Origin of the sequence: Curtobacterium sp. AG1037 (assembly GCF_003349855.1) — a bacterium.
GTDB lineage: Bacteria > Actinomycetota > Actinomycetes > Actinomycetales > Microbacteriaceae > Curtobacterium > Curtobacterium citreum.
In genome coordinates this window covers 142,762-166,951 of sequence record NZ_QQAO01000004.1, presented here as the reverse complement: position 1 = coordinate 166,951, position 24,190 = coordinate 142,762, and the positions used below count along the sequence as shown (strand labels likewise).

Below are 24,190 nucleotides of genomic sequence, written 5' to 3'. Positions count from 1 at the left end.
GGCGCATGAGCACAGCCCCCGAGGTCCGCGCCGTCGAGCGCCAGGGCATCGACGTCATCGCCGAGTCCGACCGGAAGGGGCGGCCCGGCGGGCTGTTCTGGCCGTGGTTCGCCGCGAACGTCTCGGTGCTCGGCCTGAGCTACGGCTCGTTCGTCCTCGGGTTCGGCATCTCGCTGGCCCAGGCGACGATCGTGTCCGTCGTCGGCGTCGCGTTCTCGTTCCTGCTCTGCGGGATCGTCGCGATCGCCGGCAAGCGAGGCTCGGCGCCGACGATGGTCCTCAGCCGCGCGGCGTTCGGCGTGCGGGGGAACCGGCTGCCGTCGTTCCTGAGCTGGGTGCTCACCGTCGGGTGGGAGACCGCGCTGGCGTCCCTCGCGGTCCTGGCGACGTCGACCGTGTTCCGGGAGCTCGGCTGGGACGACGGCGTCGTGACGAAGCTCGTCGCCCTGGTCGTGGTCGCCGCGCTGGTGGTCGGGGCGGGGATCGCCGGCTTCGACGTCATCATGCGCCTGCAGACCGTGATCACCGTCGTCACCGCCGTGCTCACGGTGGTCTACGTCGTGCTCGCGGTGCCGTCGATCGACCTCGGCACGCTCGGCGCCCTGCCGTCCGGGAGCGCCCAGAACGTCCTCGGCGCACTCGTCCTCGTGATGACGGGCTTCGGGCTCGGCTGGGTCAACGCCGCTGCGGACTACTCGCGCTACCTGCCGCGGACCGCCTCGACCGGGGGCGTGGTCTGGTGGACGACGTTCGGCGGTGCGCTCGCCCCCGCCGTCCTGGTCGTGGTGGGCGTCCTGCTCGCGGGTTCGTCGAAGGACCTGAACAGCGCGATCGGCGCCGACCCGATCGGTGCGCTCACGACGATCCTGCCGGTGTGGTTCCTCGTCCCGTTCGCCCTCGTCGCGATCCTCGGGCTCGTCGGCGGTGCCGTGCTCGACATCTACTCGTCCGGGCTCGCGCTCCTCAGCGCCGGCGTCCGGATCCCGCGGCCCGTCGCGGCCGGGGTCGACGGCGTGTTCATGGTCGCCGGGGCCGTGTACGTGGTCTTCTTCGCGAAGGACTTCATCTCGCCGTTCCAGGCGTTCCTCGTGACCCTCGGCGTGCCGATCGCCGCCTGGGCGGGGGTGTTCGTCGCCGACGTGCTGCTGCGTCGCCGGGCCTACGCGGACGCCGAGCTCGACGACGTGCGGGGCCGCTACGGCGACGTGCGCTGGGCCGCGATCGGGCTCGTCGTCCTCGGGACCGTCCTCGGCTGGGGGCTCGTCACGAACACGTACGGCGTCCCGGCGTGGCTGAACTGGCAGGGCTACCTGCTCGAGCCGTTCGGCCTCGGTGGCCGGCAGGGCGCGTGGGCGTACGCCAACCTCGGCGTCCTCGTCGCGCTCGTGGTCGGGTTCGTCGGCACGCTCCTCACCGCGCGCGGGTCCGTGCGCCGCCAGGAGCAGGCGTGAGCGTCGTCGTCCCGCCCGACGCGTGGCTCGTCGCGATCGACCTGCAGCGCATCTTCACCGGTGACAGCCCGTGGGCGGCGCCGCGGTACGACGCGGCAGCCGCCGGGACCGGACGGCTGCTGCCCCGGTTCGCCGGTCGCACGGTCTTCACGCGCTTCGTCGCGCCCGAGCGGCCCGAGGGTGCCTGGGTGCCGTACTACCGGGACTGGCCGTTCGCGCTCGTCCCGGACGGCGACCCGCTGTACGGCCTGACCGAGCCCTTCGCATCCGCCGCGGTCGACCGACGCGACCCCGTCGTCACGGAACCGACCTTCGGCAAGTGGGGGACGAGCCTCCGCGCCGTCGTCGGCGACCACCCGCACCTCGTGCTCACCGGCGTCTCCACCGACTGCTGCGTGCTGAGCACCGCGCTGGCCGCTGCCGACGCCGGCGCGACCGTCACGGTCGTCGCCGACGCGTGCGCCGGCGCCACCGACGCCGACCACGAGCGCGCCCTCGACGCGATGCGGCTGTACGCACCGCTCGTCACGGTCGTGGACCGCGGGACGGACCTGGTGACCAGCGCCGAGTGACGGCACCGCGAGCGCGTAGAGTGCACCTCGTGCCAGCAGTGAACCTCGGTCTGCCGAAAGTCCCCGAAACCCTGAGCCCGCGTCGGAAGTCGCGGCAGATCCGGGTGGGCAAGGTCCTCGTGGGCGGCGACGCACCCGTCTCGGTGCAGTCGATGACCACCACGCCGACGACGAACATCAACGCGACGCTGCAGCAGATCGCCGAGCTCACCGCCTCCGGGTGCGACATCGTGCGCGTCGCGGTCCCGAGCCAGGACGACGCGGACGCGCTGCCGATCATCGCGAAGAAGTCGCAGATCCCGGTCATCGCCGACATCCACTTCCAGCCGAAGTACGTCTTCCAGGCCATCGACGCCGGGTGTGCCGCGGTCCGCGTGAACCCGGGGAACATCCGCAAGTTCGACGACCAGGTCGGTGCGATCGCCCGGGCCGCCAAGGACGCGGGCGTCTCGCTGCGCATCGGTGTGAACGCCGGGTCGCTCGAGCCGAGCCTGCTGCAGAAGTACGGCAAGGCCACGCCCGAGGCACTGGTCGAGTCCGCCGTGTGGGAAGCGTCCCTGTTCGAGGAGCACGACTTCCACGACTTCAAGATCTCGGTCAAGCACAACGACCCGATCGTCATGGTGAAGGCCTACCGGCAGCTCGCCGCCGCGGGGGACTGGCCGCTGCACCTCGGGGTGACCGAGGCCGGACCGGAGTTCCAGGGCACGATCAAGAGCGCCACGGCGTTCGGCATCCTGCTCGCCGAGGGCATCGGCGACACCATCCGCGTCTCGCTCTCCGCGCCGCCCGCGCAGGAGGTCAAGGTCGGCCTGCAGATCCTGCAGTCGCTCAACCTGCGCGAACGCAAGCTCGAGATCGTCTCGTGCCCGAGCTGCGGCCGGGCGCAGGTCGACGTCTACCAGCTCGCCAACGACGTCACGAAGGGGCTCGAGGGCATGACCGTCCCGCTCCGCGTCGCCGTCATGGGCTGCGTCGTGAACGGTCCGGGCGAAGCGCGCGAGGCCGACCTCGGTGTCGCGTCCGGCAACGGCAAGGGACAGATCTTCGTGAAGGGACAGGTCATCAAGACCGTCCCGGAGCGCGAGATCGTGCAGACCCTCATCGAGGAGGCCAACCGGCTCGCCGACGAGATGGGTCCGGACGCCACGACGGGTTCGCCCCAGGTCGTCACGACCCCCTAGTCGCGGGGAGGGCCGCGTGCGCCGCTAGGCTTGCCCCGTGGTCACACGGCTCTCCCATCTCTTCCTCCGCACGCTCCGCGACGACCCCTCCGACGCCGAGGTGACGAGCGCGAAGCTGCTCGTCCGCGCCGGCTACGTCCGTCGTCAGTCCCCGGGGATCTTCGCGTGGCTGCCGCTCGGCCTGCGCGTCCGCCGCCGCATCGAGGACATCGTCCGCCAGGAGATGGTGGCCGCCGGCGCGCAGGAGGTCCTGCTGCCCGCGCTCCTGCCGCGCGAGCCCTACGAGGCGACGAACCGCTGGGCCGAGTACGGCGACGGCATGTTCCGCCTGCAGGACCGCAAGGGCGCCGACTACCTGCTCGCGCCCACACACGAGGAGATGTTCGCGCTGCTCGTGAAGGACCTGTACGGCTCGTACAAGGACCTTCCCGTCACGCTGTTCCAGATCCAGGACAAGTACCGCGACGAGGCCCGGCCCCGCGCCGGACTCCTGCGCGGGCGCGAGTTCACCATGAAGGACGCGTACTCGTTCGACCTCACGGACGAGGGCCTCGAGCGCAGCTACCAGGTGATGCGGGACGCCTACGAGCGCATCTTCACCCGACTCGGCCTCGAGTACGTCATCGTCCAGGCGGACGCCGGCGCGATGGGCGGCTCGAAGTCCGAGGAGTTCCTGCACCCGATCGGCGTCGGCGAGGACACCTTCGTCCGGAGCGCCGGCGGCTACGCAGCGAACGTCGAGGCCTACGTCACCCCCGCGGCCGACAGCCTGCCGATCGAGGGGCAGCCGGACCCCGTGCGCCTGCCCGCGGCGGACACCCCGACGATCGACACGCTCGTCGCGCACGCCAACGACGCCGCCCCCCGCGCGGACCGTCGGTGGACGGCTGCGGACACCCTGAAGAACGTCGTGCTCGCCCTGACGCACCTCGACGGCACCCGCGAGGTCGTCGTCGTCGGGCTCCCCGGCGACCGGGACGTCGACCTGAAGCGCGCCGAAGTGGCCTTCGCGCCCGCCGAGGTCGAGGCGGCCGGCGACGACGACTTCAAGCGCCACCCCGGTGTGTTCGTGAAGGGCTACATCGGCCCGCAGGTCCTGGGCGCCGACAGCCCCTCGGGCATCCGGTACCTCGTCGACCCCCGGATCGCCGAGGGGACCGCGTGGGTCACCGGTGCGAACGAGCGCGGTGTGCACGTCTCCGGCCTCGTGGCGGGTCGCGACTTCACCGCGGACGGCACCGCCGACGTCGCGGACGTCCGTGCCGGCGACCCCGCACCGGACGGCTCGGGCCCCCTCGAGACCGCCCGCGGCATGGAGATCGGGCACGTCTTCCAGCTCGGCCGCAAGTACGCCGAGGCCCTCGGACTCAAGGTCCAGGACGAGAACGGCAAGCTCGCGACCGTCACGATGGGTTCCTACGGCATCGGCGTCACGCGCATCATGGCGATCCTCGCCGAGGCGCACAACGACGAGAAGGGCCTCGCCTGGCCGAAGGAGATCGCACCGTTCGACGTGCACGTGGTCGCCACCGGCAAGGACGAGGTCGCCTACGACGTCGCGTCGTCGCTCATCGCGACCCTCGAGGACGAGCGGTACGACGTCGTCTACGACGACCGCCCGAAGGTCTCGCCCGGCGTGAAGCTCCGCGACGCCGAGCTCCTCGGCGTGCCCGTGGTCATCGTCGCCGGTCGGAGCGCCGCCGACGGCGTCGTCGAACTGTGGGACCGGCGGTCCGGCGAGCGGCGCGACGTGCCGGTCGCGGAGCTGCTCGAGGCGGTCCGCGCGATCTGATCGCGACCCCCTGACGGACGGAAGGCGCGTGGCGGGTCCGCCACGCGCCTCCCGTCCTGTTCTGGGGTACGCTGGTCGCCGACTTCCGCGCAGATCCACCCCGCGGAGGCGACTCAGCTGAATACGGAGGCACCTCGGTGAAGATCGACCTCGCAGTCCTGCGACTCATGGAGCGCGAGCGGGAGATCCCGTTCGACGAACTCGTCCAGATCATCGAATCCGCCATCCTGACGGCGTACCAGAAGCACCGCGCGGAGAACGACGAGCCCGTCGACGCCCAGGCGCGTGTCGAGCTCGACCGCAAGTCCGGCGAGGTGTCGGTCTACGTGCCGGAGCGCGACGAGGAGGGCACCGTCGTCGGCGAGGCCGTCGACCAGCCGAGCGACTTCGGCCGCATCGCCGCCTTCGCCGCGAAGCAGGTCATCAACCAGCGCCTCCGCGACATCGGCGACGACAAGATCCTCGGGCAGTTCCGTGGCAAGGAGGGCGACATCGTCGCGGGCGTGATCCAGCAGGGTCCGAACCCGAAGATGGTGCACGTCGACCTCGGCACGGTCGAGGCGATCCTCCCGCCCGAGGAGCAGGTCCCGGGCGAGGAGTACAAGCACGGCAACCGCATCCGCGTCTACGTCACGAGCGTCGGCCGCGGGGCGAAGGGTCCGCAGATCACGGTCTCGCGCACGCACCCCGGGCTCGTCCGCAAGCTCTTCGCGCTCGAGGTCCCGGAGATCGCCTCCGGCGTCGTCGAGATCACCTCGATCGCCCGCGAGGCCGGGCACCGCACGAAGCTCGCCGTGAAGGCGAACGAGTCCGGCGTGAACGCGAAGGGCGCGTGCATCGGTGAGCTCGGTGCGCGCGTGCGTGCCGTGACGACCGAGCTGGGTGCCGAGAAGATCGACATCGTCGACTACTCGTCCGACCTGGCATCGTTCGTCGCGAGCGCCCTGTCGCCGGCGAAGGTGACGAGCGCGTTCGTGCTCGACGCCTCGACGAAGGCCGTCCGTGCCCTCGTGCCGGACTACCAGCTGTCGCTCGCGATCGGCAAGGAAGGGCAGAACGCCCGCCTCGCCGCGAAGCTCACCGGCGCGCGGATCGACATCCAGCCGGACTCGATCCTGGACGGCGACGAGTAGGGATCGACATCCAGGCAGTGCCGGTCAGGGCTCGATCCTGGACGGCGACGAGTAGGGTCGACATCCAGGCAGTGCCGGTCAGGGCTCGATCCTGGACGGCGACGAGTAGCGGCTCCCGGCACCGGACGGCGGCTGTCGTCCGGTGCGTTTTCGCCCTCGGCGTGGCCCGGTCGGGCGCGCCGGATCGCGGTCGTCGGAGGTGAGGAGTAAGGTGGTTCCCGTCAGAACGTGCATCGGCAGTCGTCGCCGTGCTCCCCGGTCCTCCCTCCTCCGTGTCGTCGCCTCGAGCGACGGTCGCGTCGTGGCGGACCCGAAGGCAGTCATGCCGGGCAGGGGAGCGTGGCTCACCCCGACCGTCGAAGCCTACGAACTGGCCGTCAAGCGCCGGGCCTTCCGCCGGGCGCTCCGGCTGGATCGCGAACCCGACACGTCCGCAGTGCTCGACCACCTGCACGGCCTCGCAGCCGAGCAGTCGGGCGGACACCAGGACACGACAGAACAGGCTGAACGGCTTATGGACAACTGATGAGCGGCTCGAAATGAGACCCGTCATCCAGTGAGTCCTGCCCCCTTCGCGGGGTGGGACCCGTGAAGGAGAACAGTGGCAAAACCACGCGTACACGAGATCGCATCCGAACTCGGTGTCGACAGCAAGACCGCAATGGAGAAGCTCAAGGAGCTCGGCGAGTTCGTCAAGGGCCCGAGCTCCAGTGTGGAACCCCCCGTCGCGCGCAAGCTCCGTGCTGCGCTGCAGGCGTCCGGCGCCTCGTCGTCGGCTCCGGCAGCGTCGGCCACGCCGAGCGCGCCCGCCAAGACCGCAGCGCCGAAGTCGAGCGCGCCGAAGCCCGGCGGCCCCCGCCCGGGTCCGGCCCGTCCGGCACCGGCCCCGCAGCCCGAGCCCCAGGCGCAGGCCCCGGCCAGCGACGCCCCGGTGCCCGCTGCACCGAAGTCGGTCGCCCAGCGCCAGGCCGAGGCCGAGGCCGCACGCAAGGCCGCAGCCGACGAGAAGGCCGCGAGCCAGGCGTCCGGTGGCACGACCGCGCCGAAGGGTGACGCCGTCAAGCCCGGCGGTTCCCCGAAGCCGGGCGCAGCAGCCGGCCCGAAGCCGGGTGGCCCGAAGCCGGGCGCACGTCCCGGCAACAACCCCTACGCGTCGAGCCAGGGCATGGGCTCGCGCCCGCCGCGTCCGGGCAACAACCCGTACTCCTCGAACCAGGGCATGGGACAGCGTCCCGCCGGCGGCGCCGGTGGCGGCAACGGCATCCCGCGTCCGGCACCGCCGCGTCCGGGCGCCCCGCGTCCCGGAGCGCCGCGTCCGGGTGGCCCCGGTCAGGCGAACCGTCCCAACGGCTTCGGGCAGCGCCCGGGCCAGGGTGGCGGCCGTGGTGGCCCCGGCGGTCGTCCGGGTGCCCCGGGTGCCGGCGGCGGCTTCCCGCGTCCGGCGTTCTCCGGCCCGCGTCCCGCCGGTGGCGGTGGCCGTGGTCGTGGCCCCGGTGGTGGGACCGCCGGTGCGTTCGGTCGCGGTGGTGGCAAGAGCCGTGCCCGCAAGTCGAAGCGGACGAAGCGCGCCGAGTACGAGATGCGGCAGGCGCCGTCGCTCGGCGGCGTGCAGGTCCCTCGTGGCGACGGCAACACGGTCGTCCGTCTGCGCCGTGGTGCGAGCATCTCGGACTTCGCGGACAAGATCGACGCGATGCCCGGCAACCTCGTGACGGTGCTGTTCCACCTCGGTGAGATGGCGACCGCCACGGAGTCCCTGGACGAGGCCACGTTCGAGGTCCTCGGCGAGGAGCTCGGCTACAAGATCCAGATCGTCTCGCCCGAGGACGAGGACCGTGAGCTCCTCGAGGGCTTCGACATCGACCTCGATGCCGAGCTCGAGGACGAGGACGACGACGTGCTGCAGCAGCGGCCGCCGGTCGTCACCGTCATGGGCCACGTCGACCACGGCAAGACCCGCCTCCTCGACGCGATCCGCAACTCGAAGGTCGTCGAGGGCGAGGCCGGTGGCATCACCCAGCACATCGGTGCGTACCAGATCACGACCGAGCACGAGGGCATCGACCGCCCGATCACCTTCATCGACACCCCGGGTCACGAGGCGTTCACCGCCATGCGTGCCCGTGGTGCCCAGGTGACGGACATCGCGATCCTCGTGGTCGCGGCGGACGACGGCATCATGCCCCAGACGATCGAGGCACTGAACCACGCGCAGTCGGCCGGTGTGCCGATCGTGGTCGCGGTGAACAAGATCGACAAGGAGGGCGCGAACCCGGCGAAGGTCCGGCAGCAGCTCACCGAGTACAACCTGGTGGCCGAGGAGTACGGCGGCGACGTCATGTTCGTCGACGTGTCGGCGCGCAACAACGTCGGCATCCAGGACCTCCTCGACGCCGTGCTGCTCACCGCCGACGCGGGTCTCGACCTGCGTGCGAACCCCGACAAGGACGCACGCGGTGTCGCGATCGAAGCCCGACTCGACAAGGGTCGCGGTGCGGTCGCCACGGTGCTCATCCAGTCCGGCACGCTCCACGTCGGTGACGCCATCGTGGCGGGTACGGCCTACGGCCGCGTCCGTGCGATGACCGACGAGGACGGCAACGCGGTCACTGCCGCGACGCCGAGCCGCCCGGTCCAGGTGCAGGGTCTGTCGTCGGTGCCGCGCGCCGGTGACACGTTCCTCGTCACCGAAGAAGACCGCACGGCCCGTCAGATCGCCGAGAAGCGTGAAGCCGCCGAGCGCAACGCCCAGCTGGCCAAGGCCCGCAAGCGCATCTCGCTCGAGGACTTCACCCGCGCACTCGAAGAGGGCAAGGTCGACTCGCTCAACCTCATCATCAAGGGTGACGTCTCCGGTGCCGTCGAGGCACTCGAGCAGTCGCTCCTGGACATCGAGGTCGACGACAGCGTCCAGCTCCGGATCCTGCACCGCGGCGTCGGTGCGATCACGGAGTCGGACATCGACCTGGCCACGATCGACAACGCGATCGTCGTCGGCTTCAACGTCCGCCCGGACGTCAAGGCCCGCGAGCGTGCGGCGCGCGAAGGCATCGACGTGCGCTTCTACTCGGTCATCTACAACGCACTCGAGGACATCGAGCAGTCCCTCAAGGGCATGCTCAAGCCCGAGTACGAAGAGGTCCAGTCGGGTGTCGCCGAGATCCGCGAGGTGTTCCGCTCCTCGAAGTTCGGCAACATCGCCGGTGTCATCGTCCGCTCCGGCACGATCACGCGCAACGCCAAGGCGCGCGTCATCCGTGACGGTGTGGTGCTCGCCGACGGACTGGCCATCGAGTCGCTGCGTCGTTTCAAGGACGACGTCACCGAGGTCCGCACGGACTTCGAGGCCGGTATCGGTCTGGGCAAGTACAACGACATCCAGGTCGGTGACGAGATCGAGACCACCGAGCTCGTCGAGAAGCCGCGCGACTGACGCCTGGCTAGTCTGGACCCCGCTCCTCCCTCGGGAGGGGCGGGGTCCACCCGTTCCACCAGAAGAATCCCTGCCCCAGGAGGCACCCAATGGCCGATCCGCAGCGCGCACGCAAGATGGCGGACCGCATCAAGGAAGTCGTCGCTCGTCGACTCGACAAGGGTCTGCGCGACCCGCGTCTCGGCTTCGTCACGATCACCGACGTCCGCGTCACCGGGGACCTGCAGCACGCCTCGGTCTTCTACACCGTCTACGGCTCCGACGAGGAGCGTGCCGACTCCGCCGCGGCGCTCAAGGCCGCGACCGGCATGCTCCGGAGCGAGGTCGGCAAGAACATCACGGCACGGCTCACCCCCTCGCTCGAGTTCATCGCCGACGCCCTGCCGGAGACCTCGGCGCACATGGAGGACCTGCTCGCCCAGGCGCAGATGCGCGACGCGCAGGTGAAGGCGGCCTCGGCCGGTGCGCAGTACGCCGGCGACGCCGACCCGTACAAGCACGACGACGAGGACGAGGACGACGACCGCGCCTGACCCTCACGCACTCGGGAGCGTGTACCCGCCCGCATCGTCCCCGATGGCCAGCCCGTCGCGGAGGAGCGAGGTGAGGGCACGCTCCCGCTGTGCGTCGTCCGGCCAGACCAGGTCGATCTCGGAACGGAGTACGGGGACGTCGCTCGACCGCAGCTCGGCCATGATCAGGCCGCGCACCTGCCGGTCGCTCCCGGCGAAGCGCGCCTGCTTCGGTGCTCGCGGTCCGTCGTGCTCCGGGTACCCCGCGGCGCGCCAGGCGCACCGGTCGGCGATCGGGCAGGTGTCGCACGCGGGGGAGCGGGCGACGCAGACCAGCGCCCCGAGCTCCATCGCGGCCGCGTTCGTCGCCGCCGCCAGGTCGCGTTCCTCGGGCAGCACGGACGCCATCAGCGGCAGGTCCTGCTTCGCCTTCGCCGGTCCCGGCTCGCCCTGCCCGAGCAGCGCGCGGGCGAGGACCCGCCGGACGTTCACGTCGACGACCGGGTGGCGGTCGCCGTACGCGAACACCGCGACGGCACGCGCGGTGTAGTCACCGATCCCCGGCAGCGCGAGCAGGGCGTCGACGTCCCGCGGCACGACGTTGTCGTGCTGTTCCGCGATGGCGGTCGCCGCCGCGTGCAGCGCGAGCGCGCGACGCGGGTAGCCGAGCCGGTCCCAGGCACGCACCGCGTCCGCCGGGGGTGACGCCGCGAGGTCCGCAGGCGTCGGCCACCGGGTGAGCCACGCCTCCAGTCGGGGGACGACGCGCGCGACCTGCGTCTGCTGCAGCATGACCTCGCTGACCAGCGTGCCCCACGCCGGGAAGCCGGGGCGGCGCCACGGCAGGTCACGCGCCTCGGCGCGGAACCAAGCGACCAGCGGGGTCGCGAGGTCGGGTCGGGTCGCGTCCGACGGTTCGTCCACAGGAGGACGGGAGGCTCCGCTCGCGTTCACCACGACAGCCTACGGTGGGTGCATGGCACGCTGGGCACCGCAGGAGACCGACACGTACGCCGCGATCGCGGGCGAGGTGATCGCGCAGGTGGGGACGAACCGCGCCGTGATCGGGGTGGACGGGCAGGACGGCACCGACCTCGAGCGCGTCGCCGCCGGCCTCGTCGCCGGCTTCGAGCAGCACGGTGTCCCCGCGATGGCGGCCGCCGCTCCCTCGGACGACGTCGACCGGCTCCGTGCGGACGTCGTGACGCCGTTCCGCACGACGGGCGCCGGCGACGGTGTCCTGGTCGTGCACGGGCACGGCCTGCTGGCGCCGGGGGCGCGGGGGCTGTGGCGCTGGTCGCTGTGGGTCGAGCGCGAGGACGGGCGGCTCGAGCGCCGCGCGGACGTCAAGCTCGCCGCCTCCGCGATCCTGGACGCGACCGACCCCGAGCACCCGCGGCGCAACTGGAACGACGCCTGCTGAGCGCCGGCCCCGCAGCGCCGCTGGTACCCTCGTCCGGTGCTCGCTTCCGCGCCTGACGGCATCCTCCTCGTCGACAAGCCGCAGGGCATCTCGAGCCACCGCGTCGTCTCGATCGCCCGCCGCCGCCTCGGCCTGAAGAAGATCGGGCACGCCGGGACGCTCGACCCGATGGCGACCGGCCTGCTCATCCTGGGCGCCGGCCCCTCCACGCGTCTGCTGACGCACCTGGTCGGCCTCGGCAAGACCTACACCGCGACCATCCGGCTCGGCGTGTCGACGGACTCGGACGACGCCGACGGCACCCCGACCGCCGCACCGGGCGTCCTCGGCGCCGACGTCGGCGAGGCCGCGGTCGACCGCGCCGTGGCGGGGCAGCGTGGCACGATCGACCAGGTGCCCTCCACCGTGAGCGCGATCAAGGTCGACGGGCGTCGCGCCTACGACCTCGCGCGGAAGGGCGAGGAGGTCGTCCTGCGCTCCCGCACCGTCACGGTGTCCCGCTTCGACGTGACCGCGCGCACCGAGCACACGGTCCGCGTGGACGGCGCCGACGTCGCCGTGGTCGACCTCGACGTCGTCGTCGACTGCTCGTCGGGAACGTACGTCCGCGCCCTCGCCCGGGACGTCGGGGCTGCGCTCGGCACCGGCGGGCACCTCACCGCGCTCCGTCGGACGGCGGTGGGCCCGTTCGACGTCGCCGACGCGGTCGACCTCGAGGACGACGACGTCGACGTCCTCGGCGCGCTCGCCCGGCCGGCGGACGTCGCGCGGCGGCTCTTCCCGAGCGTGTCGCTCGACCCGCAGGCGGCGAAGGACCTGACGGACGGCAAGCGGGTCGCCGCCGACCACCCGGACGACGACGGCCCCGTTGCGGCGGTCGCGACGGCGGACGACCGGCTCGTCGGACTCGTGTCGGTCCGGCGCGGGCGACTCCGTGTCATCACGAACTTCCCCGCGCCGGCGTCCGCCGCCGCGGACGCCGACCGGAGCGGAGCCGACGCGTGATCGAGTGGTTCATGTGGGTGCAGCTCGTGCTCGCGGTCGTCGTGGGGATCTTCACGGTCGTCGTCGGGTTCGTCGGGTGGAAGCCGAACGACTACACGGTCGGAGCGCTCGCCCTCATCGAGGTGCTGCTGCTCGCCCAGGGGGTCGTGTCGCTCGTGCTGCCGGCCGTCGGGTCGCCGCCGCAGGGCAACGGGCTCGAGTTCGGCGTGTACGCGGTGTCGGTGCTGCTCGTCCCGCCGGCGGCCATCGTCTGGGCGCTCATCGACCGCACCCGCTGGAGCACGGTCGTCCTCGGCGCCGGTGCGTTCACCGTCGCGGTGATGGTCTACCGGATGTACCAGATCTGGTTCGCGCTGAACTGACCAGCGCCCACCGGGTGCTCGGGGCGGACAGCGGCTCGGGCTGGCATCGGGTGTCCCAGGGCGTCGGTAGACTCGGTGCCGTGGCGACCAGATCCTCCCTCGCGACCGGTGTCGGCCGTGTCCTCATCGCCGTCTACGGCATCCTCGCCCTCGCCGCGACGGGACGCAGCGTCGTGCAGATCATCGAGAAGTTCTCGCACGCGCCGTTCGCCTACACGCTCAGCGCGGTGGCGGCGGTCGTGTACATCGTCGCGATGATCGCCCTCATCGCCCCCGGCCGGTTCTGGTACCGGGTCGCCTGCGTGACGATCGGCTTCGAGATGGCCGGCGTGCTGATCGTCGGCACGCTGTCCCTGGTCGACCGACAGCTCTTCCCGGACGACACCGTCTGGTCGTACTACGGCCTCGGCTACGTCTTCGCGCCGCTCGTGCTGCCGATCGCCGGGCTCTGGTGGCTCCGCAAGCACCACCGCACGGCTGCCGCCGAGCCCGCCCGCAGCACCGTCACGGCCGGCGAGTAGGGGCGCGCGTGCAGTTCTACGACGACCCTGCCGACGTCGCCTCGGGCTTCGGACCGAGCGCGGTGACGATCGGCAAGTTCGACGGCGTGCACGTCGGCCACCGCGCCGTGATCGCGCACCTCGAGCGTGCCGCACGCGAACAGGGGCTCGTGTCGACCGTCGTCACCTTCGACCGGCACCCGCTCAGCGTCATCGACCCGAGCCGGGTCCCGCCGGCCCTCACGAGCACTCCGCAGCGCCGTGAGCTCCTGGAGTCCGTCGGGGTCGACGCGACCCTGCTGCTCCGCTTCGACGAGCACCTGCAGACGCAGGCGCCGGAGTCGTTCGTGTCCGACGTGCTCGTCGACACGCTGCACGCCCGGCTCGTCTTCGTCGGCAGCGACTTCCGCTTCGGTGCCCGCGGTGCCGGCGACGTCGCCCTGCTGCGGGCGCTGGGGGAGCGGCACGGCTTCACGGTCGAGCTCATCGACGACGTCGACCTGCGGGACGACGTCCGCGAGTCGGACGAGCGCCGCGTGTCCTCCACGTGGATCCGCGAGCTCCTGGGTCAGGGCCGGGTGGCCGAGGCCGCACGACTGCTCGGGCGGGAGCACGCCGTCCGCAGCACCGTCGTGCACGGCAACCAGCGCGGCCGTGCGATGGGCTACCCGACCGCGAACCTCGACCCGGCGTGCGAGGGCTTCGTCCCCGCCGACGGGGTGTACGCCGCTCGGGTCCTGCACCGCGGCACGGTCTACCCCGCGGCTGTCTCGGTCGGGAACAACCCGACCTTCGAGGGCGTGCCCGCGAAGCAGATCGAGGCGCACCTGCTCGACGTCGACATCGACCTGTACGGCGAGACGATCTCGGTCCTGTTCGTGTCCTACGTCCGGGGCATGGTGGCGTTCTCCTCGATGGACGAGCTCGCTGCCCAGATGCGGCAGGACGACCTCGACATCCGTCTGTTGCTCGGCATGCCCGCTCCCGTCTGACCCGGACCGAGCGTCGCCCGATCGACGGTCACCCGATCGACGATCACCCGGACGACGGTCCTCCGGACGACGAGGGCCCCCGCACGCGCGGGGGCCCTCGTCGTGGACCGGGTGGTCAACCGCTCGGAGCTTCGACCACTCGGATTTTCAACCGCTCAGATCTTCAACCACCGAGCGCGTCGAGCCAGATCTTGCGGGCGTCGAGGGCTTCCTGCGCGTCCTTGATCTTCCGGGCGTTCCCGGAGGCCTGCGCCTCGGCGAGCTCGGCCTCGAGCTTGCCGATCGCGTCCTCGAGCTGGCTCGCGAGGCCGGTCTGACGGGCCTTGCGCTCCGGGTCCGACGCCTTCCAGTGCTGGTCCTCGAGGCTCCGCACATGGTCCTCGACCGCGCGCAGTCGGTCCTCGATGCGGCGGACGTCCCCGCGGGGGACCTTGCCGATCTCGTCCCAGCGGCGCTGGATGTCGGTGAGCGTGCGGCGCGCGGCGACGCGGTCGTGCTGCTGCAGGAGCGGCTCGGCCTCGGTGAGGAGCTCCTGCTTCGCGACGAGGTTGGCGGAGTACTCCTCGTTCTCCACCGCAGCCTCGGCGTGGCGCTGCTCGAACAGCACGTCACCGGCGGCCTTGAACCGCGCCCAGAGCGCGTCGTCGTGGCGCTTGCCCGCCCGGCCAGCGCGCTTCCACTCGTCCAGGAGTTCGCGGTAGGCGGGGATCCCGTCCGAGCCGCGCGAGGCGAGTGCCTCGGCCTGCTGCACGAGCTCCTGCTTGCGGCCCCGTGCGTCGCGGTGCTGCGCGTCGAGCTCGGAGTAGAACGCGCGGCGGTGCTGGTCGACCGTCGAGCGGGCGGCACGGAACCGCTTCCAGAGCTCGTTCGCCTCGTTCTTGGGCAGACGGGGACCGTCGTGCTGGTGCTGCTGCCACCGGGCGAACACGTCGTCCAGCTGTGCGGTGATCTGCTTCCACTGCGCACGCGCCGGATCGACGGCCGCGAGCTGCTCGGCTTCCTCGACCAGGGCGGTCCGGTGCGCGAGGGCGTCCGTCAGGGCCTGCTGCGCCTGCACCTGCTGCTCCTTGGTCAGCGAACCGACCTGCTCGGAGAGCTTCGCGACGCGATCCTCAATGGACTTCAGGTCACCGACGACCCGGGCCTCGGTCACCTGCGCGCGGAGGTGCTCGACCGTGCGGGCGACGTCGTTCGCCGAGGCACCGCGCTGGGTGCGCTGCTCCGCGATCTTCACCTGCCCCTCGAGGTCGGCGTACTTCCGCGCGAAGTACGCGAGCGCCTCGTCCGGGGTGGCGTCGGGGTACTCGCCGACCGCCTTCTCGGTGTCCTCGTACCGGACGTACACCGTCCCGTTCTCGTCGACCCGGCCCCAGGTCGTTGCTTCGTCAGGTCCCACAGGTCTCGCCTCGATCGTGGTCGTGCATCACCGACGTCACCGTCGGCACGGTCAGGTCGTCAGCCTATTGCACGGGAGGCCTCCGCGACCCGCGTCCGTGCGACCTGTGGACTACTGCTGTTCGGCGATGGTGGCGCCGGTGATCGTCGTCGCGACCTTCGGCTCGCCCGTGCCGTCGCTCCCGGGGGAGGCGATGCCCTTCGAGGTGATCTGGGACTCGAGCCGGTCGAGGCCGCTCGTCACCTTGCCCACCACGGTGTAGCCGCCCGTCGAGCCGTCGAGGGTCGTGTCGCCGTAGACGATGAAGAACTGCGTGGTCTGCGACGTCGGCGAGGACCCACGGGCGATCGCGATCGTGCCGGCGGGGTACTCCCCGTCGCTCGGCACGTTCTCGAGCGGCCCGTACTGGAACCCGGCGTCACCCGTCCCGTCGCCGTTCGCGGAGCCGCACTGCAGGAACTTGAAGTCGGCGCTGTCGGCGAGCCGGTGGCACGTCGTGCCCTCGTAGAACTGCTTCCGGATGAGGTCGATCTCGACGCTCGCGGCCTGCGGGGCGGCCTTGCCGTCGAGCTCGATGCCGAGCTCGACGTCCTTGTTCAGGGTCAGCGTGCCGGTCCAGGTCTTCCCGCCGGCGATGGACTTGCTCGGCACGTCTCCGGTGTCGCCCGAGGCACTGGCGGACGGGGTCGCCGTCGCGGTGGCCGACGTGCTCGCGCTGGCGTCCGCCTTCCCGGAGCCCTGCGTGCCCGCGTGGACGAGCTGGGACCCGGTCGCGAGCGCGGCGACCAGGACGAGCACCACCGCACCGACCGTGTTGTCCCGCACCCGGCGCCGGCGCTGCCGGTCGTGGAGCCCCTGACGGGCCTGGTACAGACGGAGCCGCTCGCGCGCCTCGCGGTTGTCGCGCGACTGGTTCTTCGGTGCCACGGTGCTGATCGGACCTCTCGTCGAGTGTGCCGCCGAGCGTAGCGGACGGCGCGGTGCGCCCGGCCTGGAGGCACGCCCACGTCGGTGGGTCGGCCTACGATCGACGCATGGCAGCGGATCGATCGGGCATGCGTGCGCCCACCACCGGCGGTCGCGCCGGCCTGGCACAGGGCTCGGTGCCGCTCGCTGTCCGGATGCGCCCCACCAGCCTCGACGAGGTGGCCGGGCAGCAGCACCTGCTCGGTCGCGGCAGTCCGCTCGTGCAGCTCGCGACGGGCACGCGCGAGAACCCGGGTGGGGTCTCGGTGATCCTCTGGGGGCCGCCCGGTACCGGCAAGACCACCCTCGCGCAGGCGATCGCGCGGCAGTCCGGTCGCGAGTTCGTCGAGCTCTCCGCGGTCACCGCCGGGGTCAAGGACGTGCGCGAGGTCATGGAGAAGGCCCTGACCCACCGCGACCTGTACGGCTCGACCACCGTGCTGTTCCTCGACGAGATCCACCGCTTCAGCAAGGCGCAGCAGGACGCCCTGCTGCCCGGCGTCGAGAACGGCTGGGTGATCCTCATCGCGGCGACGACCGAGAACCCGTCGTTCTCCGTCATCTCGCCGCTGCTGTCCCGGTCGCTGCTCCTGACGCTCAAGCCCCTCACGGACGCCGACCTCGGCATGCTCGTCGACCGCGCGGTCGAGGACCCACGGGGGCTCGGCGGGTCGGTCGTGCTCGGTGACGACGCCCGTGCGGCCATCGTGCGGCTGTCCTCCGGCGATGCCCGACGCGCTCTGACCGCGCTCGAGGCCGCGGCGTCCTCGGCCATCGCGGCCGCTGCCGACCCCGAGGACGACGACGACGCGCCGCTCGACGGCGTCGACACCGTCCCGGTCGTCGACGCGGACACCGTGGCGGCCGCGGTGGACCGGGCGCTGCTCCGCTACGACCGCCAGGGCGACGAGCACTACGACGTCATCAGCGCCTTCATCAAGTCGGTGCGGGGGAGCGACGTCGACGCCGCGCTCCACTACCTGGCCCGCATGATCGAGGCGGGCGAGGACCCGCGGTTCATCGCGCGGCGCATCATCATCTCCGCGTCCGAGGACATCGGCATGGCGGACCCGCAGGCACTGCCCATCGCGGTCGCCGCGGCGCAGGCCGTCCAGCTCATCGGCATGCCCGAGGGCCGGATCCCCCTGGCCGAGGCGGTCGTGTACCTGGCCACCGCTCCGAAGTCGAACGCGTCCTACAACGGCGTGAACGCGGCGATCGCCGACGTCAAGGCCGGGCGGATGGGCGTCGTGCCGATGCACCTCCGTGACGCGCACTACCCCGGGGCGAAGCGGCTCGGGCACGGCAAGGGCTACGTCTACTCGCACGACGCCGAGCACGGGGTGGCCCGACAGCAGTACCTGCCCGACGTCCTCGACGGCACCGAGTACTACACGCCGACCGGCAACGGGTACGAGCGCGAGGTCGGTCCGCGCCTCGAGCGGCTCCGGAAGATCACCCGCGGCGAGTAGTGCTGGCACCGCGGGTCCAGATGCTGCTAACATTGCCGGGCCTACGTCCTGGTCCTCGCGTGCGGCTGCGCCGAGGACAGAGTCCCGCTCCGGCGGTACGGGGACAGAGGTTCGGACTGTAGCCGTCCGATCCCACAGGCTCATCCCTCTGGATCCCGTCGTCGGGACCGAGCACGCTCGCGAGCATGCAGTGCCCCCGGTACGCAGCGCCCGCGGACGGGTGGTGTCCGACGAGTCATTCAGTTCAGACAGAGAAAAGGACCCTGTGTCTACCAAGTCACGCACCCGCAGCAAGACCCGCCTCTCGCGCGCGCTCGGCATCCCGCTGACGCCGAAGGCGGCCCGCTACCTCGAGAAGCGCCCCTACGGCCCCGGTGAGCACGGCCGCACCCGCCGTCGTGCGGACAGCGACTACGCCGTCCGTCTCCGTGAGAAGCAGCGTCTGCGCGCCCAGTACGGCATCCGCGAGAAGCAGCTCCGCATCGTCTTCGAAGAGGCCCGCAAGACGAAGGGCCTGACCGGTGAGAACCTGGTCGAGCTCCTCGAGCAGCGCCTCGACGCCCTCGTGCTCCGTGCCGGCTTCGCCCGCACCACCGCGCAGGCCCGTCAGCTGATCGTGCACCGTCACATCATGGTCGACGGCAAGCTCGTCGACCGTCCGTCCTTCCGCGTGAAGGAGGGCCAGATGATCCACGTCAAGCAGCGCTCCGAGTCCCTCGAGCCCCTCCAGGTCGCCGCCGCCGGTGGTCACCTCGAGGTCCTGCCGAAGGTCCCGGGCTACCTCGAGGTCGAGATCGAGAAGCTCCAGGCCCGCCTGGTCCGTCGCCCGAAGCGCGCCGAGGTCCCCGTGACCTGTGAAGTGCAGCTCGTCGTCGAGTACTACGCAGCTCGCTGATCCACGGATCACACCCGAACGGCGGGTCGTCCTCTCAGGAGGACGGCCCGCCGTTCGGCGTACCGGGGGTTCCCCGCCACTAGACTCGTCGGGCACGCGCCGCCCGCGTGCGCGAGAGGGAGGGGCACCGTGAAGCAGCTGTTCTTCGTCGCCGTCGGCGTCGTCATCGGGTTCGCCGCAGCGCACCGGATCGCGAACACCCCGGGTGGCGCGCGCTTCTTCGCGGACGTGAACGCCCGGACCAAGGCCTTCACGGACGCCGTGGCCGACGGCTACCGGTCGCGGGACGCCGAGCTGCGCCCGTCCACCGACGTCGTCGACTGACGGCCCGAGCCGCGTCCCCGCGCACACCCTCCCACCGACTCCTCGACCCAGGAAGCACCATGCAGACCGCAGAGATCCGCCGCCGTTGGCTCCAGTACTTCGGCGACCGTGGGCACACCGTCGTCCCGTCCGCGTCGCTCGTCTCCGACGACCCGTCGCTCCTGTTCACGGTCGCCGGCATGGTGCCGTTCATCCCGTACCTGACGGGGCTCGTCCCGGCGCCGTACCCGCGCGCCACGAGCGTGCAGAAGTGCATCCGCACGAACGACATCGAAGAGGTCGGCAAGACCCCGCGGCACGGCACGTTCTTCCAGATGAACGGTAACTTCTCGTTCGGCGACTACTTCAAGGAGCAGGCGATCCAGTACGCCTGGGAGTTCCTGACGTCGTCGGAGTCCGACGGGGGCCTCGGCTTCGACCCGGAGGACCTGTGGGTCACCGTGTACGAGGACGACGACGAGGCGATCGCCTTCTGGAAGCAGCACTCGTCGCTGCCCGACGAGCGCATCCAGCGCCTGGGCAAGGACACCAACTACTGGTCGACCGGGCAGCCCGGTCCTGCTGGCCCCTGCTCGGAGATCTTCTTCGACCGCGGCCCGGCGTACGGCATCGACGGCGGTCCTGCGACGGACGACGACCGCTACGTCGAGATCTGGAACCTCGTGTTCATGCAGTACCAGATCCAGAACGTGCGGTCGAAGGTCGACTTCGACATCACGGGCGACCTGCCGAACCAGAACATCGACACCGGCATGGGCCTGGAGCGCGTCGCGTTCATCAAGCAGGGCGTCGACAACATGTACGAGATCGACCAGGTGCGCCCGGTCCTCGACAAGGCGGCCGAGATCTCCGGCCGCCGCTACGGCGCCGTGCACGCGGACGACGTCCGCATGCGCGTCATCGCCGACCACGTCCGCTCGTCGCTCATGCTCGTCGCCGACGGCGTGACGCCGTCGAACGAGGGCCGTGGCTACATCCTCCGCCGACTCCTGCGCCGCACGGTCCGCGCGATGCGCCTGCTCGGCGTCGAGGGCGCCACCTTCCCCGAGCTCTTCCCGGCGTCGCGCGATGCGATGCGGGACGCCTACCCCGAGGTCGCGGAGCAGTACGACCGCATCGCGCGCACCGTCTACGCGGAAGAGGAGACCTTCCTCCGCACGCTCGCGCAGGGGACGACGATCCTCGACGTGGCGGTCGAGCGGGCGAAGCAGGACGGCGCCCCGTCGATCGGCGGCGACACGGCGTTCCTGCTGCACGACACGTTCGGCTTCCCGATCGACCTGACGATGGAGATGGCCGAGGAGGCGGGAGTCGTCGTCGACCGCACCGCGTTCGACACGCTCATGTCCGAGCAGCGCGCCCGCGCCAAGGCGGACGCGAAGAGCAAGAAGACGGCCCTCGCCGACCTCAGCGTCTACAGCGCCTTCCGCGCCGCGGGCGAGACCGTGTTCCTCGGCTACGACGCGCTCGAGGCGGAGTCCTCGATCCTCGGCATCATCGTCGACGGTGTCAGCGTGGACCGTGCGGTCGCGGGCGACATCGCCGAGGTCATCCTCGGTGAGACCTCGCTCTACGCCGAGAGCGGTGGCCAGGACGCGGACCAGGGCTCGATCGTCGGCAACGGCTTCGACCTCGAGGTCCTCGACGTGCAGCGTCCGGTCGCCGGGCTCTGGAGTCACAAGGTCCAGGTCCGGTCCGGCGAGGTCGGGGTCGGCGACGCCGCCACCACCGTCGTCGACGCCGAGTACCGCCGCGGGGCGACCCAGGCGCACTCCGCGACCCACCTCGTGAACGCCGCGCTCCGCGACGTGCTCGGCCCGGAGGCGCTGCAGGCCGGTTCGTACAACAAGTCCGGCTACATGCGCCTCGACTTCTCCTGGTCGCAGCCGGTCTCGACGTCGACCCGCTCCGAGATCGAGGAGGTCGTGAACGCCGCGATCCGCTCCGACCTCGAGGTCTCCACCCGCGTGCTGCCGCTCGACGAGGCGAAGGCCCTCGGCGCCCAGGCGCTCTTCGGCGAGAAGTACGGCGCCGAGGTCCGCATGGTCGACATCGGCGGACCGTGGTCCCGTGAGCTCTGCGGTGGCACGCACGTCGCCTCGAGCGCCCAGGTCGGCCTCGTCAACCTGGTGGGGGAGTCGAGCGTCGGCTCGACGAACCGCCGCGTCGAGGCGCTCGTGGGACTCGAGGGTTTCCGGGACCTGGCGGTCGAGCGCACGATCGTCTCGCAGCTGTCCAGCGCGCTCAAGGCGCCCCGGCACGACCTGCCGGGACGTGTGCAGAGCCTGATGGAGGACCTCCGCGCCGCCCAGAAGCGCATCGCCGAGTTCGAGTCGGCGAACCTGCAGCAGCGGGTGCCGAGCATCGCGAAGCAGGCCACGACGGTCGGCGCGACGACGGTCGTAGCCGAGACGGTCGACGGCGTCCAGTCCGCCGACGACCTCCGTTCGCTCGCCACCGGCGTGCGCGCACAGCTCGGCGACGGTGCGTCCGTGGTCGTGCTCGGTGCCGTGGTGAGCGGCAAGCCCGTCGTGATCGTCGTGACCAACGACGCCGCGCGCGCTGCGGGGGTCCAGGCCGGACCCCTCGCGAAGGAGGCCGCGGGCGTGCTCGGCGGCGGCGGTGGCGGCAAGCCGGACCTGGCGCAGGGCGGCGGGACCGATCCGGCTGCGCTGCCGGCGGCCCTGCGTGCGGTGACCGCGCGCCTGGCGGGCTGACGGTGACGATGCGGTCCGGGCGACGACTCGGCATCGACGTCGGTCGCGCCCGGATCGGCGTCGCCGTGTGCGACCGGGACGGGTTGCTCGCCACCCCGGTCGAGACCGTGCGACGCGACGACAGCAGGGACCTCGGGCGCATCCTGGCGATCGCCGACGAGTACGACGTGCTCGAGGTCGTCGTCGGACTGCCGCTGTCGATGTCCGGCGGTGACACGCCCTCGACCGCCGACGCCCGCGCGTTCGCCGAGCGGATCGCACGGCACCGTCCGGTCCGGCTCGTCGACGAGCGTCTGTCGACCGTGACGGCCCAGCGCGGCCTGCACCAGGCGGGCAAGAACACGAAGAAGTCCCGGGCCGTGATCGACCAAGCGGCCGCTGTTATCATTCTGCAACACGCGCTCGACCACGAGCGTGCGTCCAGCGCCGCCCCCGGCGCCACGCTCCCCTGACCGGTCGGCCGACGACGAGGACGCCGCCACCGACCGTCGTACCCGGACCGACACCCCCAGGCGGAGCCCCCGACCCGAGGAACCGAGGATCCGTTGGCAGACGACCTGGACTGGAACGCGATCATCGCGCCCGGTGACGACGCCGACGGGCGCAAGCAGCCCGCGGTACGACCCGACGACACCGAGCGTCCGACGAGCGCCGACCAGCCGCTGTCCCGCCGCGAAGCCCGCGCCGCCGAGGCGGCCCGCGGTCGACGGGACGGCGACGACGCCGACAGCACGCGACCGACGTCGCCGGCCGACGCTCCCGTCGCGCAGCACCACGACGAGCTCCACCCCGAGGTGCGGGCGCTCCTGACCGGCGAGGTGCCGGCGGACGCAGCCCGGAACGCCGGGCTCGTCGGTGGTGCCGCAGCCGCCGGTGGCGGTGCGGCACCCGGCGGCGGGGCCGCGGGAGGCGGCGGACGTGACGGCCGTGGCGGCGGAGGGCGATCCTCCAGGCCGCCGCGCGAGCCGCGACCGAAGCGACGACGCGGACCGCTGATCGCGGGGATCGTGATCGTGGCGGTCGTGCTCGCCGCCGGCGGCGGGGCGTACGCGTTCGCGGCACCGAAGATCCAACAGGTGATCGGCGCGATCAGCGGCGCCCAGGAGTCGGACGACTACTCCGGGTCCGGGACGAGCAAGGTCACCATCACGATCAAGCAGGGCGACATCGGCGAGGACGTCGCGAAGACGCTGCAGCGCAGCGGTGTCGTGAAGAGCTCGCAGGTGTTCTACAAGCTGCTGCTGACGTCGCCGAACGTGCAGTTCCAGCCGGGCTCCTACGCGCTCAAGAAGGAGATGAGCGCGAAGTCGGCCCTCGCGGCACTGCAGGACGAGAAGAACCGCGTGCAGGCCTCCATCGTCATCCCCGAGGGCACGGCCCTGCAGGACATCGAGGCCGGGATGGTCTCGAAGGCCGGTCTCACCAAGGAAGAGGTCTCGTCCGCGGCCGCCGACGTGCAGGCCTACGGGCTGCCGGCCGGCACCACGACGCTCGAGGGCTGGCTGTTCCCGGCCACGTACCCGATCAACCCGGGCTGGAGCGCGAAGCAGTACTTCCAGTCGATGGTCGACACGATGAAGCAGCACCTCGCCGCGGCGGGCGTCGCCGAGGCCGACCAGGAGCGGGTGATCATCTTCGCCTCGCTCGTGCAGAAGGAGGCCGGCGTCGCGGCCGACTTCCCGAAGGTCGCGCGCGTGTTCCAGAACCGTCTCGACCAGGGGATGGCGCTGCAGTCCGACGCGACCGTCGCCTACGGGACGGGGAACACCCACACCGTCACGACGACCGACGCCGAGCGCGCCGACGCGGGGAACAAGTACAACACGTACCAGCACAAGGGCCTGCCGCCGGCACCGATCTCGAACCCGGGCGACGTCGCGATCAAGGCCGTCACCCAGCCCGCGAGCGGGAGCTGGCTGTACTTCGTCACGGTGAACCTGGAGACCGGCGAGACCGTGTTCTCCGACACCCTGCCGCAGCACGAGGCCGCGGTGGCGCAGTTCCGGGCCTGGCTGCGGGCACACCCGTCGTACCAGTGAGCCGATCGGGCCAGTGAGCCGG

At 71.5% G+C, this 24,190-nt stretch carries 22 protein-coding genes; 19 read left to right on the top strand and 3 right to left on the bottom strand.

All coding sequences use genetic code 11. From position 1 onward, the window contains the following. Positions 1-5: 5 nt before the first annotated feature. The 8 genes from DEU32_RS07595 to rbfA all read left to right on the top strand — a co-directional run bounded on the left by DEU32_RS07595 (position 6) and on the right by rbfA (position 10,098). Positions 6-1,451 (top strand): cytosine permease, encoded by a 1,446-nt coding sequence (locus tag DEU32_RS07595; protein ID WP_114849989.1) that lies wholly within the window; start codon positions 6-8, stop codon positions 1,449-1,451. After that, on the top strand, positions 1,448-2,023 hold the full coding sequence (locus tag DEU32_RS07590; protein WP_058742889.1) for a cysteine hydrolase family protein: 576 nt from the start codon (positions 1,448-1,450) through the stop codon (positions 2,021-2,023). Before DEU32_RS07595 ends, DEU32_RS07590 begins: the two co-directional genes overlap by 4 nt. Positions 2,024-2,073: 50 nt before the next feature. Then, entirely contained in the window at positions 2,074-3,207 is a 1,134-nt protein-coding gene (gene ispG / locus DEU32_RS07585; RefSeq protein ID WP_058742895.1) for a flavodoxin-dependent (E)-4-hydroxy-3-methylbut-2-enyl-diphosphate synthase, read from the top strand. A gap of 37 nt (positions 3,208-3,244) precedes the next feature. Continuing rightward, entirely contained in the window at positions 3,245-4,999 is a 1,755-nt protein-coding gene (locus DEU32_RS07580; protein ID WP_114849988.1) for a proline--tRNA ligase, read from the top strand. 137 nt (positions 5,000-5,136) lie between these two features. Beyond that, positions 5,137-6,132 (top strand): transcription termination factor NusA, encoded by a 996-nt coding sequence (gene nusA / locus DEU32_RS07575; protein WP_058742891.1) that lies wholly within the window; start codon positions 5,137-5,139, stop codon positions 6,130-6,132. A 142-nt stretch (positions 6,133-6,274) separates the two neighbouring features. Further along, the gene (locus DEU32_RS07570; RefSeq protein ID WP_309473782.1) at positions 6,275-6,658 is read left to right on the top strand and encodes a YlxR family protein; all 384 of its coding nucleotides are present in this window, start codon (positions 6,275-6,277) and stop codon (positions 6,656-6,658) included. Between the two features lie 75 nt (positions 6,659-6,733). Continuing rightward, a complete protein-coding gene (infB, locus tag DEU32_RS07565; protein WP_114849986.1) occupies positions 6,734-9,565 on the top strand; it encodes a translation initiation factor IF-2 in 2,832 nt (943 codons plus the stop codon). 89 nt (positions 9,566-9,654) lie between these two features. Beyond that, on the top strand, positions 9,655-10,098 hold the full coding sequence (rbfA, locus tag DEU32_RS07560) for a 30S ribosome-binding factor RbfA (RefSeq protein ID WP_058742112.1): 444 nt from the start codon (positions 9,655-9,657) through the stop codon (positions 10,096-10,098). A gap of 3 nt (positions 10,099-10,101) precedes the next feature. Here the strand turns inward: rbfA and DEU32_RS07555 are convergent, their stop codons facing one another. Next, positions 10,102-11,001: an A/G-specific adenine glycosylase gene (locus tag DEU32_RS07555; protein ID WP_114849985.1), complete on the bottom strand. Its 900-nt coding sequence runs from the start codon at positions 10,999-11,001 to the stop codon at positions 10,102-10,104. Between the two features lie 52 nt (positions 11,002-11,053). On the opposite strand from DEU32_RS07555, the gene DEU32_RS07550 reads away from it, so the two are divergent. The 5 genes from DEU32_RS07550 to DEU32_RS07530 all read left to right on the top strand — a co-directional run bounded on the left by DEU32_RS07550 (position 11,054) and on the right by DEU32_RS07530 (position 14,359). Further along, entirely contained in the window at positions 11,054-11,500 is a 447-nt protein-coding gene (locus DEU32_RS07550) for a hypothetical protein (protein WP_058742114.1), read from the top strand. 36 nt (positions 11,501-11,536) lie between these two features. Next, a complete protein-coding gene (gene truB / locus DEU32_RS07545) occupies positions 11,537-12,505 on the top strand; it encodes a tRNA pseudouridine(55) synthase TruB (protein WP_058742115.1) in 969 nt (322 codons plus the stop codon). Next, on the top strand, positions 12,502-12,867 hold the full coding sequence (locus DEU32_RS07540; RefSeq protein WP_058742116.1) for a hypothetical protein: 366 nt from the start codon (positions 12,502-12,504) through the stop codon (positions 12,865-12,867). Before truB ends, DEU32_RS07540 begins: the two co-directional genes overlap by 4 nt. An 80-nt stretch (positions 12,868-12,947) precedes the next feature. Next, on the top strand, positions 12,948-13,388 hold the full coding sequence (locus DEU32_RS07535; RefSeq protein WP_114849984.1) for a hypothetical protein: 441 nt from the start codon (positions 12,948-12,950) through the stop codon (positions 13,386-13,388). A gap of 8 nt (positions 13,389-13,396) precedes the next feature. Then, on the top strand, positions 13,397-14,359 hold the full coding sequence (locus DEU32_RS07530) for a bifunctional riboflavin kinase/FAD synthetase (protein WP_114849983.1): 963 nt from the start codon (positions 13,397-13,399) through the stop codon (positions 14,357-14,359). Between the two features lie 163 nt (positions 14,360-14,522). Here the strand turns inward: DEU32_RS07530 and DEU32_RS07525 are convergent, their stop codons facing one another. Then, positions 14,523-15,755 carry a DUF349 domain-containing protein gene (locus DEU32_RS07525; protein ID WP_181819224.1) on the bottom strand — a complete coding sequence of 411 codons (1,233 nt, stop codon included), beginning with the start codon at positions 15,753-15,755 and terminating at the stop codon, positions 14,523-14,525. A 111-nt stretch (positions 15,756-15,866) separates the two neighbouring features. Beyond that, positions 15,867-16,682 carry a peptidylprolyl isomerase gene (locus DEU32_RS07520; RefSeq protein WP_114849982.1) on the bottom strand — a complete coding sequence of 272 codons (816 nt, stop codon included), beginning with the start codon at positions 16,680-16,682 and terminating at the stop codon, positions 15,867-15,869. 128 nt (positions 16,683-16,810) lie between these two features. On the opposite strand from DEU32_RS07520, the gene DEU32_RS07515 reads away from it, so the two are divergent. From DEU32_RS07515 to mltG, 6 genes are all read left to right on the top strand, one after another. After that, the gene (locus DEU32_RS07515) at positions 16,811-18,193 is read left to right on the top strand and encodes a replication-associated recombination protein A (RefSeq protein ID WP_114849981.1); all 1,383 of its coding nucleotides are present in this window, start codon (positions 16,811-16,813) and stop codon (positions 18,191-18,193) included. 265 nt (positions 18,194-18,458) lie between these two features. Then, on the top strand, positions 18,459-19,088 hold the full coding sequence (gene rpsD, locus DEU32_RS07510; protein ID WP_058742120.1) for a 30S ribosomal protein S4: 630 nt from the start codon (positions 18,459-18,461) through the stop codon (positions 19,086-19,088). 129 nt (positions 19,089-19,217) lie between these two features. Beyond that, a complete protein-coding gene (locus DEU32_RS07505) occupies positions 19,218-19,412 on the top strand; it encodes a hypothetical protein (protein ID WP_114849980.1) in 195 nt (64 codons plus the stop codon). A 59-nt stretch (positions 19,413-19,471) separates the two neighbouring features. After that, a complete protein-coding gene (gene alaS, locus DEU32_RS07500; RefSeq protein WP_058742122.1) occupies positions 19,472-22,129 on the top strand; it encodes an alanine--tRNA ligase in 2,658 nt (885 codons plus the stop codon). A gap of 8 nt (positions 22,130-22,137) precedes the next feature. Beyond that, complete coding sequence (gene ruvX, locus DEU32_RS07495) at positions 22,138-22,581, top strand: Holliday junction resolvase RuvX (RefSeq protein WP_058742143.1); 444 nt, start codon at positions 22,138-22,140, stop codon at positions 22,579-22,581. Positions 22,582-22,674: 93 nt separating this feature from the next. After that, entirely contained in the window at positions 22,675-24,168 is a 1,494-nt protein-coding gene (gene mltG, locus DEU32_RS07490; RefSeq protein ID WP_258554811.1) for an endolytic transglycosylase MltG, read from the top strand. Positions 24,169-24,190: the final 22 nt, after the last annotated feature.

Coding starts and splice junctions, on each gene's coding strand:
- DEU32_RS07595 (WP_114849989.1), top strand. CDS start 6: ATGAGCACAGCCCCCGAGGTCCGCGCCGTCGAGCGCCAGGGCATCGAC.
- DEU32_RS07515 (WP_114849981.1), top strand. CDS start 16,811: ATGCGTGCGCCCACCACCGGCGGTCGCGCCGGCCTGGCACAGGGCTCG.
- rbfA (WP_058742112.1), top strand. CDS start 9,655: ATGGCCGATCCGCAGCGCGCACGCAAGATGGCGGACCGCATCAAGGAA.
- ruvX (WP_058742143.1), top strand. CDS start 22,138: ATGCGGTCCGGGCGACGACTCGGCATCGACGTCGGTCGCGCCCGGATC.
- DEU32_RS07550 (WP_058742114.1), top strand. CDS start 11,054: ATGGCACGCTGGGCACCGCAGGAGACCGACACGTACGCCGCGATCGCG.
- alaS (WP_058742122.1), top strand. CDS start 19,472: ATGCAGACCGCAGAGATCCGCCGCCGTTGGCTCCAGTACTTCGGCGAC.